Source organism: Clostridium sp. FS41, from assembly GCF_000954015.1.
Taxonomy (GTDB): Bacteria; Bacillota; Clostridia; order Lachnospirales; family Lachnospiraceae; genus Enterocloster; species Enterocloster citroniae.
The window spans coordinates 1-16,014 of record NZ_JYHN01000056.1; the positions used below are offsets into that span (position 1 = coordinate 1).

The 16,014-nt window shown below is 44.8% G+C and carries 13 protein-coding genes and 2 pseudogenes; 3 read left to right on the top strand and 12 right to left on the bottom strand.

What is annotated here, in order from left to right; all coding sequences use genetic code 11:
* Window positions 1–116 precede the first annotated feature (116 nt).
* Complete coding sequence (locus CLFS41_RS10515) at window positions 117–401, top strand: hypothetical protein (RefSeq protein WP_045092258.1); 285 nt, start codon at window positions 117–119, stop codon at window positions 399–401.
* 383 nt (window positions 402–784) lie between these two features.
* Here the strand turns inward: CLFS41_RS10515 and CLFS41_RS31150 are convergent.
* Window positions 785–874 (bottom strand): annotated as a pseudogene (locus tag CLFS41_RS31150) (hypothetical protein); the annotation flags it as partial.
* A gap of 184 nt (window positions 875–1,058) precedes the next feature.
* Here CLFS41_RS31150 and CLFS41_RS10520 point away from each other — a divergent pair.
* Both CLFS41_RS10520 and CLFS41_RS10525 read left to right on the top strand, forming a co-directional pair.
* Entirely contained in the window at window positions 1,059–1,826 is a 768-nt protein-coding gene (locus CLFS41_RS10520) for a nitroreductase family protein (protein WP_045092259.1), read from the top strand.
* A gap of 11 nt (window positions 1,827–1,837) precedes the next feature.
* A complete protein-coding gene (locus CLFS41_RS10525; RefSeq protein ID WP_045092260.1) occupies window positions 1,838–2,185 on the top strand; it encodes a metalloregulator ArsR/SmtB family transcription factor in 348 nt (115 codons plus the stop codon).
* A gap of 415 nt (window positions 2,186–2,600) precedes the next feature.
* Here CLFS41_RS10525 and CLFS41_RS30250 read toward each other — a convergent pair whose 3' ends face one another.
* The 11 genes and pseudogenes from CLFS41_RS30250 to CLFS41_RS10575 all read right to left on the bottom strand — a co-directional run bounded on the left by CLFS41_RS30250 (window position 2,601) and on the right by CLFS41_RS10575 (window position 15,610).
* Window positions 2,601–2,738 (bottom strand): hypothetical protein, encoded by a 138-nt coding sequence (locus tag CLFS41_RS30250; protein ID WP_162531737.1) that lies wholly within the window; start codon window positions 2,736–2,738, stop codon window positions 2,601–2,603.
* Between the two features lie 559 nt (window positions 2,739–3,297).
* The gene (locus CLFS41_RS10530) at window positions 3,298–6,009 is read right to left on the bottom strand and encodes an EAL domain-containing protein (RefSeq protein ID WP_045092377.1); all 2,712 of its coding nucleotides are present in this window, start codon (window positions 6,007–6,009) and stop codon (window positions 3,298–3,300) included.
* Window positions 6,010–6,016: 7 nt separating this feature from the next.
* Window positions 6,017–7,570 carry a sensor domain-containing diguanylate cyclase gene (locus CLFS41_RS10535; RefSeq protein WP_045092261.1) on the bottom strand — a complete coding sequence of 518 codons (1,554 nt, stop codon included), beginning with the start codon at window positions 7,568–7,570 and terminating at the stop codon, window positions 6,017–6,019.
* A gap of 28 nt (window positions 7,571–7,598) precedes the next feature.
* A complete protein-coding gene (locus CLFS41_RS10540; protein WP_045092262.1) occupies window positions 7,599–9,074 on the bottom strand; it encodes a GntR family transcriptional regulator in 1,476 nt (491 codons plus the stop codon).
* 57 nt (window positions 9,075–9,131) lie between these two features.
* A complete protein-coding gene (locus CLFS41_RS10545; RefSeq protein ID WP_045092263.1) occupies window positions 9,132–10,460 on the bottom strand; it encodes an extracellular solute-binding protein in 1,329 nt (442 codons plus the stop codon).
* On the bottom strand, window positions 10,457–12,610 hold the full coding sequence (locus tag CLFS41_RS10550) for an ATP-binding protein (RefSeq protein WP_045092264.1): 2,154 nt from the start codon (window positions 12,608–12,610) through the stop codon (window positions 10,457–10,459). The genes CLFS41_RS10545 and CLFS41_RS10550 overlap by 4 nt, the downstream gene beginning before the upstream one ends.
* Before the next feature lie 234 nt (window positions 12,611–12,844).
* Window positions 12,845–13,361 (bottom strand): annotated as a pseudogene (locus tag CLFS41_RS29420) (AraC family transcriptional regulator).
* Window positions 13,362–14,313: 952 nt separating this feature from the next.
* Window positions 14,314–14,613 (bottom strand): HU family DNA-binding protein, encoded by a 300-nt coding sequence (locus CLFS41_RS10560; protein ID WP_045092266.1) that lies wholly within the window; start codon window positions 14,611–14,613, stop codon window positions 14,314–14,316.
* Window positions 14,613–14,939, bottom strand: coding sequence for a hypothetical protein (locus CLFS41_RS10565; RefSeq protein ID WP_045092267.1), 327 nt, complete (start codon window positions 14,937–14,939; stop codon window positions 14,613–14,615). The genes CLFS41_RS10560 and CLFS41_RS10565 overlap by 1 nt, the downstream gene beginning before the upstream one ends.
* A 19-nt stretch (window positions 14,940–14,958) precedes the next feature.
* A complete protein-coding gene (locus CLFS41_RS10570) occupies window positions 14,959–15,396 on the bottom strand; it encodes a hypothetical protein (RefSeq protein WP_045092268.1) in 438 nt (145 codons plus the stop codon).
* Window positions 15,377–15,610, bottom strand: a complete 234-nt coding sequence (locus CLFS41_RS10575; RefSeq protein WP_045092269.1) for a cold shock domain-containing protein — start codon at window positions 15,608–15,610, stop codon at window positions 15,377–15,379. The genes CLFS41_RS10570 and CLFS41_RS10575 overlap by 20 nt, the downstream gene beginning before the upstream one ends.
* Window positions 15,611–16,014 lie beyond the last annotated feature (404 nt).

Sequence of the window (16,014 nt, forward strand, 5' to 3'; positions counted from 1 at the left end):
CTGAAGATATTCCCTCCACCTGCAGAGCAGGTGGTTTATTTTTACTGTGACACAAAAAATAGGGTGTAACCAAATGGATCGGTTACACCCTGACAGAAAAGAAAGGATATGGGACTATGCTAATTTTAAAATATGAAAGAATAGATTTTTTCAATAATCGAGTTTATACAGAGGACAAAAAGCAGAACTACAATAAAGAGGATTTAAAGAAAGCCTTTTTGTATTTGAGTAGAACGTATGATACCAGTATTCAGATTGATGATACTATCATCTATTGGGACAGTCTGGCGGAATATGAAAACAGGATTGTAACGGTCAGATACTATGATGGTCTGAATTATACAGAGATGAAAAAGAGTTATGATAAGGCAAAGAAGGAAGGTTATGCAATAGCTTTGTAGTATGGATAATGTGATAGGCTGTGAGCCATTTACCCACAGCCTTTTCATGTATCATTGTATGCCCATTTAACGCATTTAACGGCAAAATAAGCCGTGTTTGTGGTATGGATTGAGGGGGAAACAAGTGACAGCAGAATAGCTAAATATGGACGTTGTAGTGCGTTGTGCTTTAGGGGGTATGATGGTAGAGGTATACCCCCGGTGGGTTTACATTTCTACGAGAATGCTTTAGTGTGGTAAAGGGAGTATCTGATGTTTCCACATGTCAAGTTAAATTTTGGAAATGATCGAACTCTCAAGAGATGATCTGTATTTTCTCTTTAAAACATCATCCAAGTACCATGCTGCATATTCTCCTGGATCACAATCAATATACTCTCTGATCAGTATCTTTGTCGCAGCATCCGATCTATTGCCGTTGGCATCTCTTCCACTTTTTCAATCAGCAGAATTTTTCCTTTTGTATCTATTTCAGAAGGAGCACCCTAAGCTGTCTCGTATCAAAGTAAGACCATAAACGACAGTTGCCACTATACCTTAACTTGCACAGACTAAACGGTAGAAGAATTTATGGTAACGAATTTCTTTACCAATGTTGATTTACATGTATGTCCCTGATAGAATGGTTAAAGAGTATTAACGAAAGGAAATTTGAATATGAATCAGGTAATCATAGATTCAGAAACGTGTATAGGGTGTGGTTTATGCAGTAAAGTATGTGCTGCTCACAATCTCGTTATAAGTAATAAAAAGGCTACTAAAGTAATAAACGATTGTATCATGTGCGGACAATGTACCGCTGTATGTCCGAAAAAAGCAATTTCTATAACAGGATATAAAGATGAACAAGTGGAACAAACGAAAGATGTCCGGCTTAATCCGAATGAAGTCTTGAATACTATTCGTTTCCGCAGGACTATCCGTAACTTTAAGCAAACAGAAGTATCACAGGAAATTATAGAACAGATTTTGGAAGCCGGCAGACTTACTCATACCGCAGAAAATAAGCAGGATGTATCTTTTGTTGTGTTATCTTCTCAAAAAGACCGCATAGAAAAGATGGCAGTTAAAATTTTCCGGGCTGCAAAGCCTATCGCAGATCTGTTTAATCCCATAGCAAGAAATATGAAAATTGATGATAATTTTTTCTTCTTCCATGCGCCTATTGTAATCGTCATACTGGCAAAGGATAAAACAAATGGTATTCTTGCCGCGCAGAATATGGAGTTTGTTGCAGAAGCAAACGGTTTAGGGGTTTTATACAGCGGTTTTTTCACCATGGCGGCAAACGCTTCAAGGAAAATTAAAAAAGCAATCAAAATTCCAAAAGGAAAAAAAGTTGCTATGACACTGGTTCTTGGCTATCCGAATATAAAATTTTTACGTTCTACCCCCCATAAAGAATTGGATGTCAAATATATATAGGAGGCAGTGCAATGGAAAGAAGATGTGAAGAAAACTTAAAACTAATTATAAAAGGATTTCAAGATTGCAGAAATGCCTTTACTGCGATCGGTGATGAAACAAGACAATTGATACTGCTTGTGCTGTTGGAAGGTGACCTGTCCGGTATTCGTGTAGGGGAAATTGCGAAAAAAACGCATCTTACACGCCCGTCTGTATCCCACCATCTTCAAATATTGAAAGAAGCGGGTATTGTTGCAATGCGGCGTGTCGGAACAAAAAACTATTACTATATCAGTGCAGATGAAACAAAATGGAAAGAAATTTACGATTTAATCAATCGGATTTATGATAGCGTAAAGCACACAAAACAACCGTAAAGGAAAAGGAATCTATGATTTTATATTTTTTCAGGAACAGGAAACAGTGTATATGTTGCAAAACGAATCGGAAAAGAGATTAGCGATGAGGTAATCAATCTTTTTGACAAAATCAGGAACAATGACAATTCAGATACCCGTATGGGCAAATAACTGCACGCACTGTATGGCATGTATCAGCCGCTGCCCGACCACTACACTTACAAATAAGAAGTTTAAGATTAACTAGCAGTGTATATTTATTCTTGAGTATATACTGTTACACTAACAACTGATAGTAAAAAATAATGCGAGCAGGGCCGACTGTTTCCTGTCAGCCCTCTGATAAAAATGTATAAAAAATACTGTTTTTATAGTGAATCTTTATTGATATCAAAACCATTATTTTTGTACCAAGCAACGATATCAGGAAAATCTACCTGTTTAGCTGCGCTACTGCTTCCAATCCGTTGGAGGCCTCTAAAATATCGTATTCATCCAACAGCATATCTGATAGAAGAGCGCGGTTGATTTTTGCGTCATCCACAATCAGCACTCTATATCGATGCGCCATTGTCCTCGCCATCCCTTTTTACTTTCGCACCTAATATGTTCGATTCATTATATTATTAAGCGGTTTTTGCCTTCAAATTTCGCACGGTAGACGAGCCTATCCGCTTTTCTCGCGAGAGTCTTATAATCATTGCCATCATCAGGCGCAAGATAATTCAGCAGCCCGGTCAACATGTCCGTCTGGTCCCGTGTGAGCGCAATTATGATATATTTTACAGATTATCCGGTAAGCCAGTTATGTCAAAAAGTTACTTGTAACTTTAAAGGATAATAATCAATATAAAAACCATAAATACTATTTGCAGTTCTCTTTTAATAAACGAATCTAACTCCCCAAGACCTTTGCCCCTATCCTCTTTCAACAGGCAACCTTTTTAATATTTCATTACAAAGGAACCAGACCATTTTAAATTACAGTAATTTTCAATTTACAATTTTACAGTAATAAAAGAGCTGAAGGTTTTGATATAGCCCTCCAGCTCGTACTATATATATATCCATCTCCTCATCCTAGTAAATTCTCTGCAGGTCAAAACTGTCATCTTGTATATAAATACCCTCTATTGATTCAGGAAATAAATTAGTTGGCCCCCAGCCATAGGTCGGGCATAATAATAGCCTTGAATATACTGTACACCGGAAGCAGCAATGGCCTTTTGTTCCTCCTGTGTCTCAACCCCCTCCACCACTACTTCCAGGCCGTTGACGAACGCCATATCCGTAATGGACTTAAGAAGAGCGTATTGTTTGGGATTGGTCAGGATCTGCTGGGTAAGAGAACGGTCAATCTTAATGATATCCACAGGAAGGTTAGACAGATAATTAAGACTGCTGTAACCAACGCCAAAATCATCAAGTGCGATATGCACTCCCGCTTGCCTCAGCCTCTCCAGCACCTCCGCTGCACGGTCAATGGATTGGATCAGGATACTCTCCGTTATCTCCAGTGTTATACAGTCTGGCTGCACACCAGTCTCCTCTATCAGTCCCAGCAAGTGTCCGGCGCTGTTCCCCACCAGAAGCTGTTGTACGGAAAGATTGACGCCTATTCGTTTAATTCCCAGTTTGACTCCATGGTCTTTCATAAATGTGCACGCTCTGGCAAGCACATAATCCCCCACCTCCTCCACGATACCATTGCGCTCGGCAAGGGAGATTACCTGTGCGGCAGAATAATATTTTCCCTTTCCATCAGACAGGCGCACAAGTGCTTCAGCCGCAAGATACCGTCCCTCCTCAAGGTGCATCATGGGCTGATACCAGACCTCCAGCGTACCCTGGGTAACAGCATCCCTCAGATGGCGCAGTATATCCGCTTCAGTTCTGATCAACTCATCCAATCGGCTGTTATAGATAACCACCGCCTGTTCTGATTCCTTGGAAAAACGAAGGGCCGACTGGATATGGTCCAGAAGTTCCCCTGGTGTTTCCCCATATTCCGGATACATACATGCGACAATACGGACTTGCAAAGGAAAAGAAAGATTTCCTATCGTAACCGGCGCAGTAAACAGTTCCAGCAGCCGTGTTACAAAAAACTCCGCACTCTCACTGGAAATGGACCTCCCAAGAAACACATCCCCATTGATACGGTATAAATATGAACCAAAAGGACGTGACAATCGCCGCACTACCTCATAAAGGATTTCATCCCCAATGGTGGCGCTGAACAATTCATTATACTGGCTGAACGCACAGATATCTACACAATAAAGACTGAATGGCCGCTTTTTATCATAAGATATCAGCATATTGGTGTCTCTGAGGAACTTAGGCCGGTTACCCACATTAAATACCGGGTCTGAATAGGCCAGCTGTTCCACCTGCTTGCGGTACCGGTTAAAGGTCTTGGACAGTTCCATCATATCAATATCCGTGTACTCATCAAATATCACATCCCCTTTTCCCGCAATCAGCTGGCGGAACTTTTCCGTCATCATGCGGATAGGGGATTCCCGGATTACGCTCTGGTAATAGGCTTCAATCAAGTTGGAGATTTCCTCCTTTGCCTGACGTATCTCCGACTGGCAGCAGACATATTGATAACGCGCCATTAAAAAGTTCTTTTCCCCGTTGATGCGCACCTGCAATAACAGTTCCAGCGACAGCCCTTTGGCAAAATCCTCCTTCTGCTGTTCATCCATCTGCTCCCTGAGAGCCACCACATAGCTTCCCGCATCCAGCCGTCCGGACAGGTAGGTGCTGTGAATATACTCGTCCAGCCGCGCCGGAATACTTTTGAGAAACGCCTTCTCCTCCGTCTGGCCGATCAACCTGGCAGCCTGTGTATATCCCTCAATAGAAAAATAAAACAGTGTAACAGTACTGCCGCCACTAACAAACCATCTGTCCAGAGCATCTGTAAACCCTTTCCGATTGTAAAGACCTGTCTCTTTATCCACAGAGTCCGCCTTAAAAAGCGCCTGTTTCTGTTCTGCAATCCTGCATAAAAGGCAGACCAGCGTCAATAGGACAGCTGAAAGTAACATACATAGAAGGATAAGGGCCAAACTCTGTCCCGGGCTGATCCAGCCAGCCTTGGGCTGGATACTGAGCGTCCATTGGGTGGGCAGGTAAAAAACGGTCTTTTGCGCCTGGGAAAAATCCTTATCCGGCCGGGAGCTTGCAATAACCTCCTTGTTCCCATTCTGGGGTTCCACACGCCAGAGTTCATAATCATATCCCTGGCCATATAAATCACCAAGCTCAAACTGCTCCAGAACATAGTCCTTATCCAGCGCTACAACTACCTGGCCCAGGTAAGTGTTATTCTCAACAATCGGCTGGAGGAACAGGAACACTTCCTGTTCCAGAGGATCATTCACTAAAACAATGGGCCCCTCCACAACAAGCTCCTTGACCACCTTGGCCAGGGTATAAATATAAGAAAAATCCTGCAATTCCTGTCCCACCAGTTTACCAAACCTGTCACGGGGCAGCGCAGCTGCCAGAATGTCCCCCTCAAACAGATAGACCATACAGGCCTGCTCCTGCTCCAGAAGGGGACCCGCCGCATATTCAAACCACCGGGACGGGTCTGTCTGCCCTCGCCTCAGTACAGAAGCTGTCTTAGCCAGGGCCTCTGCTTCATTCATGGTTCCCTGCATCTGAAGCAGAATCTTTTCACTGTAATAATGAAGGATATTTTCTGCTTCTCTTTGACGAATATCTATGTAAGCATAGCGCAGGCCCAGCCCCGCGGCTACAGTCAATACCAATACCAAAAGTGCCGCGGCGCAAAGCACCGGCCGCCATCTAATGAGTCTGTTCATATGTCCCTCAATTCTGATGGATATGATAATACCCTTTTCCATTCTGTTTTACATAATAAAGAGCTTCATCCGCATCGGCAATCATCTGCTTAAGCTCTGTGCCTGACCGATAGATGGATACACCAATACTGCACTGGACCGGGATACTCTGTCCGCCTGATCGAATGCTTGTCTGGAGGCGGAGTACAAGTTCATCCAGTATGCTGAGCAGCTCCTTTTCATCATCCAGGCTGGTCAGAAGCAGAACAAACTCGTCACCGCCATACCGACCTACTACACCGTCATATTTTTTCTCATATTCCCGGAGGGTATATCCTACGCTTTTCAACCCTATGTCACCGCCTGCATGACCGCAGCTGTCATTGATGTATTTTAAATTGTCCATATCCACAAAGCAGAGTGCCTTGGTCTTTTTCGGGTCTGCCTTTTTCAGCAGGGCCGATGCCTGATTCAGGAACACGGAGCGGGTCACTACGCCGGTCAGGCTGTCAGACAGCCCATTGCTTGTGAGGCGCAGGACCTCCTTAAAATCCACATCCTCAGGCCGTTCATCCTGATATATCCTCTTTTCCAGTTCCTCCACTGAATGGACAAGAGTATCCACAACTTGCATCTGACTGGAGATATAACGCCGCACAAGCCACAGCAGGCCGGCACAGCTAAGGAGTGTCAGTCCAAACACCAGGGACAAAGCCGGTAATAACTCGTTAAAAGCAGTCTGAAAGTTGACAGAACATAAAATATCCCAGCCAGTATCCTCCACTCTTTGGTATGTGGTATAGAACAGGTTTCCATTCCTCATGCTCCAAAATGAGCCAGGAAGGGCAGCCAGCAGATTCTCTTCCAGCTGGTCCGCCGTGGTTCCAAACAGCACTCTCTTGTTTAATATGTCCAGAACAGAATCTCCATAGGGAAGGCCTTCTGTGGAGGACATGATCTGTCCCCGGGAACCAATCAACGTTGCCTCTAAACCATTGATCCCAGCCGACTGTCCCAGGATCTCCACAACCTCGTCAAAATAAATGGCACAAAACAGGCAGCCCGTGATTTTTCCCTGACTGTCAATAAGAGGAACTGCCACCGTATAGTTCAGTGTGGTGCCGTCCGCTCCTGCCGCAAAGCTGTCTGTTACCTGCCGCTGCCCCGTGGAAAACAACCTTTGCATGTAATCCCGGCTGGCAAGGCTGGCTGGTTCAGAACCGTCCGAATAAACAATGATGTCAGAATCCACATAGCAAATCATCATATATCCAAAGTAAGGATTCATCTGGTCCAGCTTTTTCACCTTGTCAATTGGCGGCACCTCAGGGTCATAGAACTCAGGAAGGCTGGCCAGGGATTCCAGCAGATTGACTGCCCCCTCAACCCGCTGGGAAATCCGGGCATGGCTGGCGGTCAGGGACGCATTGGCGTCTGTTTTCATCCTGCTGACGGAAAGGACACCTCCCCCCAAAAGTATGATGACTAAAACCAATATGCAGAATATGATACTGTAACGTGTAATGGGAGCAAATGATATTCCCCATTTGCTACTTTTATTCTTTTTCTTTCCTTTTTGCATAATCGTGATTGGATCTCCTTTCAGTCCATTATTTCCAGAGAGATTCCCCCTCATATACTCCCATTGCCGCATCCCAATAGCCCAGACGCATGCATTCTGTCATAATCAGTTTGTGTACACGCTCAAACATGTCTGCTGTCATTTTCGCAAACCCGGCGGCATCGCCGTCACATAGTATATTGACCGCCGCAATGCACTGTTGGTATATATCTCTATTTTCGGGATTCTTATCCCGGCAGACCAGTTTAGGTATGCTTCTGCCAATGCTGAAGTTGCGGGCCAGTACTCTATAAATCGACCGCAAGGCGCCATACTGAATATGATCCGTTATAAAATCCAGAAGGGTACGCGGTATCATCTGATGCTCATAGGGATGGCCATATTGCCAGACAATGGTTTTATATATCTGTCCTGCGTCTTCAAAGGTTATATGGACCACCGCATGGGCGGCAACCACTCCCACGGTCAGGGACAGCAGTTCAAGGCTGTCCAGATACCGCCTCACATGACAGGCGATTGATTCCGGCGCAATGTGGATTTTTTGCAGCCCCTCCAGGTTCAACACAACCGATATTCCTCTCCGCGGCGCTGCCGTAACCACGCCCCAGTCCTGCAGCATCCGGATTGCTTTCACAGAGGTGTCCCTGCTTACGCCATAGATTTCCTGCAGCTGGTCATGGGTAGGCAGGCGGTCACCGGGCTGGTAACGGCCAATGGCAATCAGTCCAAGCAGGTCCAGACAGACCGTAGAATACCGCTCCTGCATCAGGCTGAGCTGTTGATCCAACCCGTCCGCTTCTGCCAGCAAGGGACAGACCGGTACACTCTGAAGAAACTGATTTTCCCCTGCCTGCTCTGCGATTGCAATGTATTGAGAAAATATCGCTTCAAGGTCTGTCTGCTCCGGCTCATCTCCGCCTTTTACCGTCTGAAGCAGTTTTTTGATATTGGAACAGTATCTTACCCGTTCCTCCAGTGAACTGTTAAGCGGCTCTTTTCCCCTAAATCCCAATCCGTCCACTGCCCGCAAAAGTAGCTCATTCCCGTTCCTAGCAATGAAAAAGCGCCACAATCGGATGGAAAGCTGCCAGAATTCTTCCGGCTGTTCCGGGTCCATCCTGGCCAGGATCATTTCCGGTGTAAGCCAGTCATCACCAGTGCATAGATGCAGACCTCTCAGATAAATAGGATAACAGAGCAGGATGCTGGTCTGCAACAAATCATTTACCTGAGCCTTATCTGCATTTCTCGTCCCCCGGGGCACCAGGTTTTGGGGCAACGCAAACGCCGAAATTACAGTAGGGCATTTTCTTGGGGTTATTTCCAAAAAACCGTCCTGTTCCAACAGCTCCAGTGCACGCCGAATCGTTCGCTCTGATATTCCAAACTCCTGACATAAAACGGACCGTCCGGGTAGCTTGGAACCAACCGGAAGGATACCGCACTCAATCCTGCTTTTCAGCAGCTTATACGTACGTTCATATTGAACTACATCACTCTTCATTTCCTTTTACTCCGTACACACCGCTGAATTTTATAATACTCATCTTATGGTAACCACTCAGTAACTATCATTACGTCCCTGCTCAAGGGCGGCGTTGCAGTCAGCATCAATCCCTGCGGCAGCTTCTGCCGGAGATATGGTGCCTGTGAGAAGATTGTTGATCTGAATGTAAAAAACATCCCTGACCCCCTGCCAGTTCAGATTATTCTGCACATTATCCACGGTATGGGAGGTATTCTCCCCATAGGCTTTCAGCATCCATATATCATCTCTGTACGTTTGAATGATGGAATCATTAACCGGCAGCGTGCCAAGGGTATATTTCATCAGCGCCTCATCCCCATAGATATATCGCAGGAAATCCTTGGCCGCCTGAATCTTCCTTTCATCCCCATTATCAAATACGCAGAATCCGTTGGAGGAAGCGGTACAGTATCCCTCTCCGGACAGGCTGGGGAAATTAGCGGCAAATACATCCATCCCCCGGTTTCTGGCGTCCCACATGTTGGTCAGGTTCCCGATACACATGGCCAACTGGCCGTTGTAAAAGAGGTTAACACAATCCAGCAGTTCTAGGTTCTCCGCACCCATGGGCGTGATACCCTGTTCGTCCATCTCCTTGATCCACGCAAGTGCCCGGATGCCTTCCGGTGTATTAACCGCAAAATTCCCTTTATCATCATACAACGGGCATCCGTAGGCGCGCAGCAGTGTCATAATGTGACTGTCACCCTGGTTATTGGCGGCATACATCATAAAAGCGAAGGTATTTTCCTCCGTAAGGCTCTTCTTGAGCCTACGGCAGATAAGGTTGAATTCTTCTGTGGACCAGTAGGCGACCGTATCCGGCTCCGGGACATAGTCCCCCAGACCTGCCGTTTCCATCATCTTCCGGTTGACCATCAGGGTATTCTGCAGCTGATGGTAAGGCATGGTATACAGCTTTCCGTCAATGGAATTCTGCTTCCAGATTGCCGGGTCGATATCAGAACGCAACTCCTGGTCCACTATATCATCTAACGGAACCAGCCATCTCCTCTTAGCATAAAGCGGCACATTCCAGGAGCCGGCAAAAAACAGGTCCGCTGCCTCAGGTGTGCCGTATTTGTCTGCCAGCTGCGTCTGTTCGTCCAGATAGTCATAACGGCTGATGGCAAACTCCACGTCATATTGATCATACTGCGCCCGGAAACCTTCTGCTGCTTTTACCAGCAAATCGTAGACTTCCGCCTCGCCTGTATCCGGTATGTTTCCCAGTCCGATAGGCGGTGTTTTTATGATAAGGGTCAATTTCTCCGGCTCCGTTGCTTTCTGTTCCTGACAGCCGGTCAGGGCGAAACCAAGCGTACCGACCAGCAGGACAGTCAGCAGATGTTTTATACTCATGACAGATTCCTCCCATTTCCTATTTGTTCAATCTTTTTTAACAGCAGGCTGATATCCAGCGGTTTTGTGGCCACATCATCCATACCTGCGTCCAAAGCCTTCTCGATATCCTCACGGAACGCGTTGGCAGTCATGGCTATGATAGGGACTGACTTCGCATCCGGCCTGTCCAGGGAACGGATGCTGCGGGTGGCCTCATACCCGTTCATCACCGGCATCTGGATATCCATCAGAATCAAATCATAATAATCTTGCCGGCTTCCCTCAAAGGAAGCCAGCGCCTCCTGCCCGTCCCGGGCCTCTGTCAATTCACATTCCTGGTCTTCCAGGATAGAAACAACAATCATACGGTTAATCTCATTGTCCTCCACCACCATGATGTGTTTTCCAGCCAGCATACTCTTTCCGCCCATGCCATGCCCTGTCTCTTTGGCCTCGTTTGATGGGCTTTCTTCCCCTGTCTGCCTGACCACAGGTAATGGAATGGAGAAGGTAAACACGGTACCTTTTCCCAGCTGGCTTTCCACGGAAATGGACCCTCCCATTTTTTCCACCAGGGTCTTACTCAGGGTTGTCCCAAGCCCTGTCCCGTTCTGATGGGCAACCCTGTGCTCCTGTTCAAAGGGCTGCCATATTCGCTCCAAAAACTCCTGGCTCATGCCGCAGCCCGTGTCAGATACCTGAAATACGGTGTGGACGGTTTCCCCGTTTACCTCCTGTCCCACAGTCAGGGATACCGCTCCGCCTTCGGGCGTAAATTTGACAGCATTGCCCAGCAGGTTCGTGAGGACCTGCTTGATCCGCAGCGCGTCCCCGCATACGATTGGTTCAGTCAGCTCCCCGCAGTCAATGGAACACTGCAGCATTTTCCGCCGGGTCTGGCTTTCCAGCAGGATCCCCACCTCTTCAATCAGAGCTTTCAGGTTCATCTCGCTGCTGTAAATTTCCAGCTGTCCGCTCTCAATCTTGGACATATCCAGAACATCCGTAATCACACTTTGCAGAAAGGAAGTGGATACCTCTGCCTTTTTTAAGTATTCCTCCAGCTTTCCCCTGTCCCCCAGGTTCTGGCGCATCAGATAATGCAAACCTACGATTCCGTTAAGAGGCGTACGGATTTCATGGCTCATATTGGCCAGGAACGCGGATTTTGCCTGTTCGGAAGCCCGGGCGACCTTTACCGAATCCATGCTGTGATAGATAAAATACGCAATTGCTAAAATCATAAGGCCCAGCATAAAGAAAAATGGAAGGGACCTGGATATCAGTGTATTCACCTGGTCCTCCGTGACCTGTGTGGAAACGCGGACCACCAGATACCAGTCATTTCCCTCATGATGGTCAAGGGATTGAAACAGGGCATAATAGGAATTGTCATCCAGGCTGTACTCCACGAATATGCTGTCTCCTTCCCGGATCGCCTGCCGGCAGTCTTCCAGGGAACCTCCGTTTTTAAACCGCGCATGTTCCAATGGGTTCAGGAAATTATTATCCAAATCGCTATATTGCTGGCTTGCCGTGATGATGTCGCCGGACCGCTTCATGACAATGGCAATCCCCTGACCGTCAAAGCTTTCCAGCCGCATCTGGTTGGCAATTTCAGCAATCGGCACCAGGCCCACCACGCCGCTGATTTCTTTTCCTCCGCAGGAAACAGGAGCCGGCAGACGCACGCCGTACACAAGGAACTCCCCCCATCTTTCCCGGCTGTCCTCGTCATATCTGGTCAGGAAACCGCTGCTGGTATTCCGGAATTCTTCCGCCCATACCATGCTTTGAAGGGGTGTTTTGAGATAGGAGCTGCTGTACACTTCATCAGCAGCAGTAATCAGGTAAAGCGTATCGAACGAGGTGGTTTTGGCTTCCACCCCCAGGCTGTACACAACATCCTCAATCCGGCTGTTCCTCGTGGCTTCGATACGCTTTAAAAGGGTCAGGAGGACTTCCCTTTTACTGTCCATCTGATTGACGATATTCAGGTGGTCATGGTCCGCAATCTGTTCCATGAACGAAAGGGTGGTGGAATAAACCGCGGCCTCAATGCTTTGATAGTACAGCCAATATCCGCCTCCAAGAACTGCAAAGGATATGAGTAGGATAAGAGCCCATACCCACCAGTGCCACACATTTTTCCGCCTCACTTTTCCCATCCTTCCATCTCCTCTTCCGCCATATCCTCATATTTACCTACATAAAATTTCTATATAAGCACAATTCCTAAAAATATTAAATCTAGGTACATATACAGACTAATTATAATAATAAAAGAATAAATACCTTAGCAACTTTTAATGATTATAACACTTGCTTATTATTAAAGCAATATCCTCCTATGACATACAATATAACTTCTCAGAATCATCAGCCTTATCTTTATATTGTCGCTATATTGCCATTTTTTTGCGATATTCCAAAGGGGTACAGTGCGCATAGTCTCGAAAAATTTTCCCAAAATAGCTGCTGCTCCCCAAACCACAGGCATTGCTGATCATAGTAATGGATTCCTGTCCTCTTGCCAACATCTGACAGGCCATTTGCAGTCGGTAATCTTTTATATATTCCATCGGTGTCATGTGCAGATAGTCATGGAATGTCCGAGAACATTCTCGTTCACTTAAATGTGCTGCTGTTGCAAGCTCTAATATGGATATTGTACATTTGTGTTTACCATTCCACCGTTTCCGGCTGGAAAGATTATCTTTCCGCCCGGCGTAAAGTATTCCAAAGTGCCGCTTTCTATTTAAAAAGTTCCACCGTTTTATGCCAATGCCACGGCACAGAATGCCCTATGTATTTATCAAGTTCTACCCTTGAAGCAATATAAGGAAATTCTCTTGTAAAATCAGGAAACAATCCTTCTTTACTTCCTGCGTAAAACTTTATGTTTTGTATATTTCTCATGCCATTCACCTTGCGAAATTACACTTATTACTATATAGAATATAAGAAATCTCTCCCCGGGTTTGCTATTTCCCCTAATCTATCGGTCTTCCCAACAAGAGCAAAATCCTCTTAATTATTAAGAGTTCTGCACACCGTCCTGGCACATGAAGATTAAATCCCGTCAACTCCTGTATCCGCGTAATTCTGTACTTCAATGTATTATAGTGGATATGTAACACCTTTGCCGTTTCACTCATATCAAATCCATGATCGGCATAACAAAAAAGTGTATGGACAAAATCTAGCTTTTTTTCTTCATCCAGGCGATACAAATAATCGACTTTCTCCGGGATAAGCCTTTGTAAATCGACTTCTCTTTTATAACAGATTAACATATGATCCACTACCAGATCCCGATAAAAAGTCACGTTTTCCTTCATACCTATCCTGTGTAAAATGATACTACTTTTGAGCATTAAAATAAGACAGCATGATTTCTCATACTGCCTTGTCAATTAGGATTTATTAATCCACGTATAGGGGATCAGGTTCACCTAGAATTTTTACTTTCTATTGTTGTTGGGAAAATGGACAAGTCCAGCGATTCCCCCTGTTTCCATTCGCCATCATAATTGGGGTTGAGTCTGATACACATTACCTATCTATACTTATAGGAATTTTTCTGCGGAATTATGCGTAGAATTACGCGATCGATTTATTCTTGAACTTCTAATTCTGGCTTTTTTTACTTCCTATAGGTGGGAATTCCCCCTTATCTTTTCTTCAATCAACTTATTCGATTCACAATATACTCTACTGTTTCATCATAACTGCCCTTAAATATAGGCACTCCAGCATGGATGAATTGACATCTTATCAGTTCCGTTAATTCTCTATCATTGCTACAATCATCTTCTTTTCCTCTGCATTTTTAATGTCTATTATATTCCATACGCTCCTTTATCATATTTTAATCTGCCTGGGAATCCCCTACATTGTATAATGCTCTTTCTAATTCTGTCCCTATAACTGTCTTAACCTTTATATGCGGAGGAACCGCTACTTCCTCTCGCGTTTTTGGATCATATCTTATATATGCGCCCTTATATTTCGGTTCCATGGTGAACACTTTATGGATATGGAACCGTTCACCACCACACAATGTTTCTGTCAATACATCTCCAAATGCTTTCATGAATTTATAGGTTGCTCTTTTAGTCAGCCCGGACTTATGTGCAATCCTTGTTACGATCTCTTCTTTTCCTGCCATTAATTGATTCCTCCCCTCTTTGGACACCATACTGGACTTGTTACTGGTGGATGATCCACACCAACATATCCCATATCATTTTCCCTGTCCTCATGATCACAGTAGTAATTCTTATACATATAATCCATACACCTTAAAAATTCACACTCACTGCAATGCGGCACTTTATTTGCCATAGCTAAATCCTCCTCTATTTCATCCAGACAGATGCCTAAATGCTTGTTAACTACACGCCTCAACTCGTCAATATTCATTTCTCCATACAGGCATGATAATCTCGTCATGTTTGTATCATTAATAACTACTACCCTGTCTTTTAATTCCATATGTATGTTCCTCCTGATATTATCCTTTTACGGTAAATCCTTTTGCCTTCAGATATTGAACCGCTCCTTTGAGCAACGATCCATTATCAATCGTCTGTTTGATGGTATTATCCCATACATGAGGCTTATGGCTTACTGACACCCCTCCATGTAATCCTTCATTCGCCCAAGTTGCCACCTGGAACCCTGTAGCATTTACATAGTTGTCCATTGCATCATAATCAATATAGACATACGCAACGCACTTGTTCCCTTCCATCCTTGCTTTTGTTTTTACAGCCGAATATAGGAAATCATAGGTTCTCCGATAACTCGATGGTGTCCATCCTGTATAATAGTCCTGTAAATAGAAATTCAATGTTTCATATACTCTGTCTGCCATCTGATTGACAATGCCCTGCATAATTGGAGCCAGAGCAGAGGCCAGCTGATCCATGTTACTTATGCTTCTTGCCACTCCTTGCCTTCCTTTCTGATGTTTCAATGACTATTACTGATTTTGCATTGTAGTCGCTCCTGTCATTGATAAACACTTTAAAGTGCACGTAATAGCCACACTCAATATGTTCTCCGAAAAGATTTGATCTGTGGATGAAATATGTATTGCCATCCTCACCGCGTATGAATCCATATCCTTTGTCGCAGAAATATTTTGTTACTCTTCCATACATTTCTTTATTCCTCCCTCTGCTTGTGTAATGTTTAATGCACATGAAACTATCATTTCAAATCGTGTACCGTACAATGCCCCTGTGACGCACTACAATGGACGAGAACGGGTATTTATGAGTGGCGCACTCCGTTCTTCATCTATAATATAAGTGCTGAATATGGGCGTTACAGTTTGTTTTGGCGCACTAAAATAAGCCCGTGAATATGTGATGTAGTTACATACTCATGGACTTATTTAGATGTCCAAATATTTAGTTTTTGATTACACTTTTGATTACACTTTCGGATGATGCGCTCAGACCTCCTTATTTTATTAGCTTTTTTGGCCTATGTCGAGAGTTCAAGTCTCCCTTCCGCTACTTGTGAATGACCCTGAAAGCTTGATAAATCAAGTGTTTCGGGG

Coding starts and splice junctions, on each gene's coding strand:
- CLFS41_RS10520 (WP_045092259.1), top strand. CDS start 1,059: ATGAATCAGGTAATCATAGATTCAGAAACGTGTATAGGGTGTGGTTTA.
- CLFS41_RS10530 (WP_045092377.1), bottom strand. CDS start 6,009: ATGAACAGACTCATTAGATGGCGGCCGGTGCTTTGCGCCGCGGCACTT.
- CLFS41_RS10525 (WP_045092260.1), top strand. CDS start 1,838: ATGGAAAGAAGATGTGAAGAAAACTTAAAACTAATTATAAAAGGATTT.
- CLFS41_RS10545 (WP_045092263.1), bottom strand. CDS start 10,460: ATGAGTATAAAACATCTGCTGACTGTCCTGCTGGTCGGTACGCTTGGT.
- CLFS41_RS30250 (WP_162531737.1), bottom strand. CDS start 2,738: ATGGCGCATCGATATAGAGTGCTGATTGTGGATGACGCAAAAATCAAC.
- CLFS41_RS10515 (WP_045092258.1), top strand. CDS start 117: ATGCTAATTTTAAAATATGAAAGAATAGATTTTTTCAATAATCGAGTT.
- CLFS41_RS10550 (WP_045092264.1), bottom strand. CDS start 12,610: ATGGGAAAAGTGAGGCGGAAAAATGTGTGGCACTGGTGGGTATGGGCT.
- CLFS41_RS10565 (WP_045092267.1), bottom strand. CDS start 14,939: ATGGAATTAAAAGACAGGGTAGTAGTTATTAATGATACAAACATGACG.
- CLFS41_RS10540 (WP_045092262.1), bottom strand. CDS start 9,074: ATGAAGAGTGATGTAGTTCAATATGAACGTACGTATAAGCTGCTGAAA.
- CLFS41_RS10535 (WP_045092261.1), bottom strand. CDS start 7,570: ATGCAAAAAGGAAAGAAAAAGAATAAAAGTAGCAAATGGGGAATATCA.
- CLFS41_RS10575 (WP_045092269.1), bottom strand. CDS start 15,610: ATGTATGGAAGAGTAACAAAATATTTCTGCGACAAAGGATATGGATTC.
- CLFS41_RS10560 (WP_045092266.1), bottom strand. CDS start 14,613: ATGGCAGGAAAAGAAGAGATCGTAACAAGGATTGCACATAAGTCCGGG.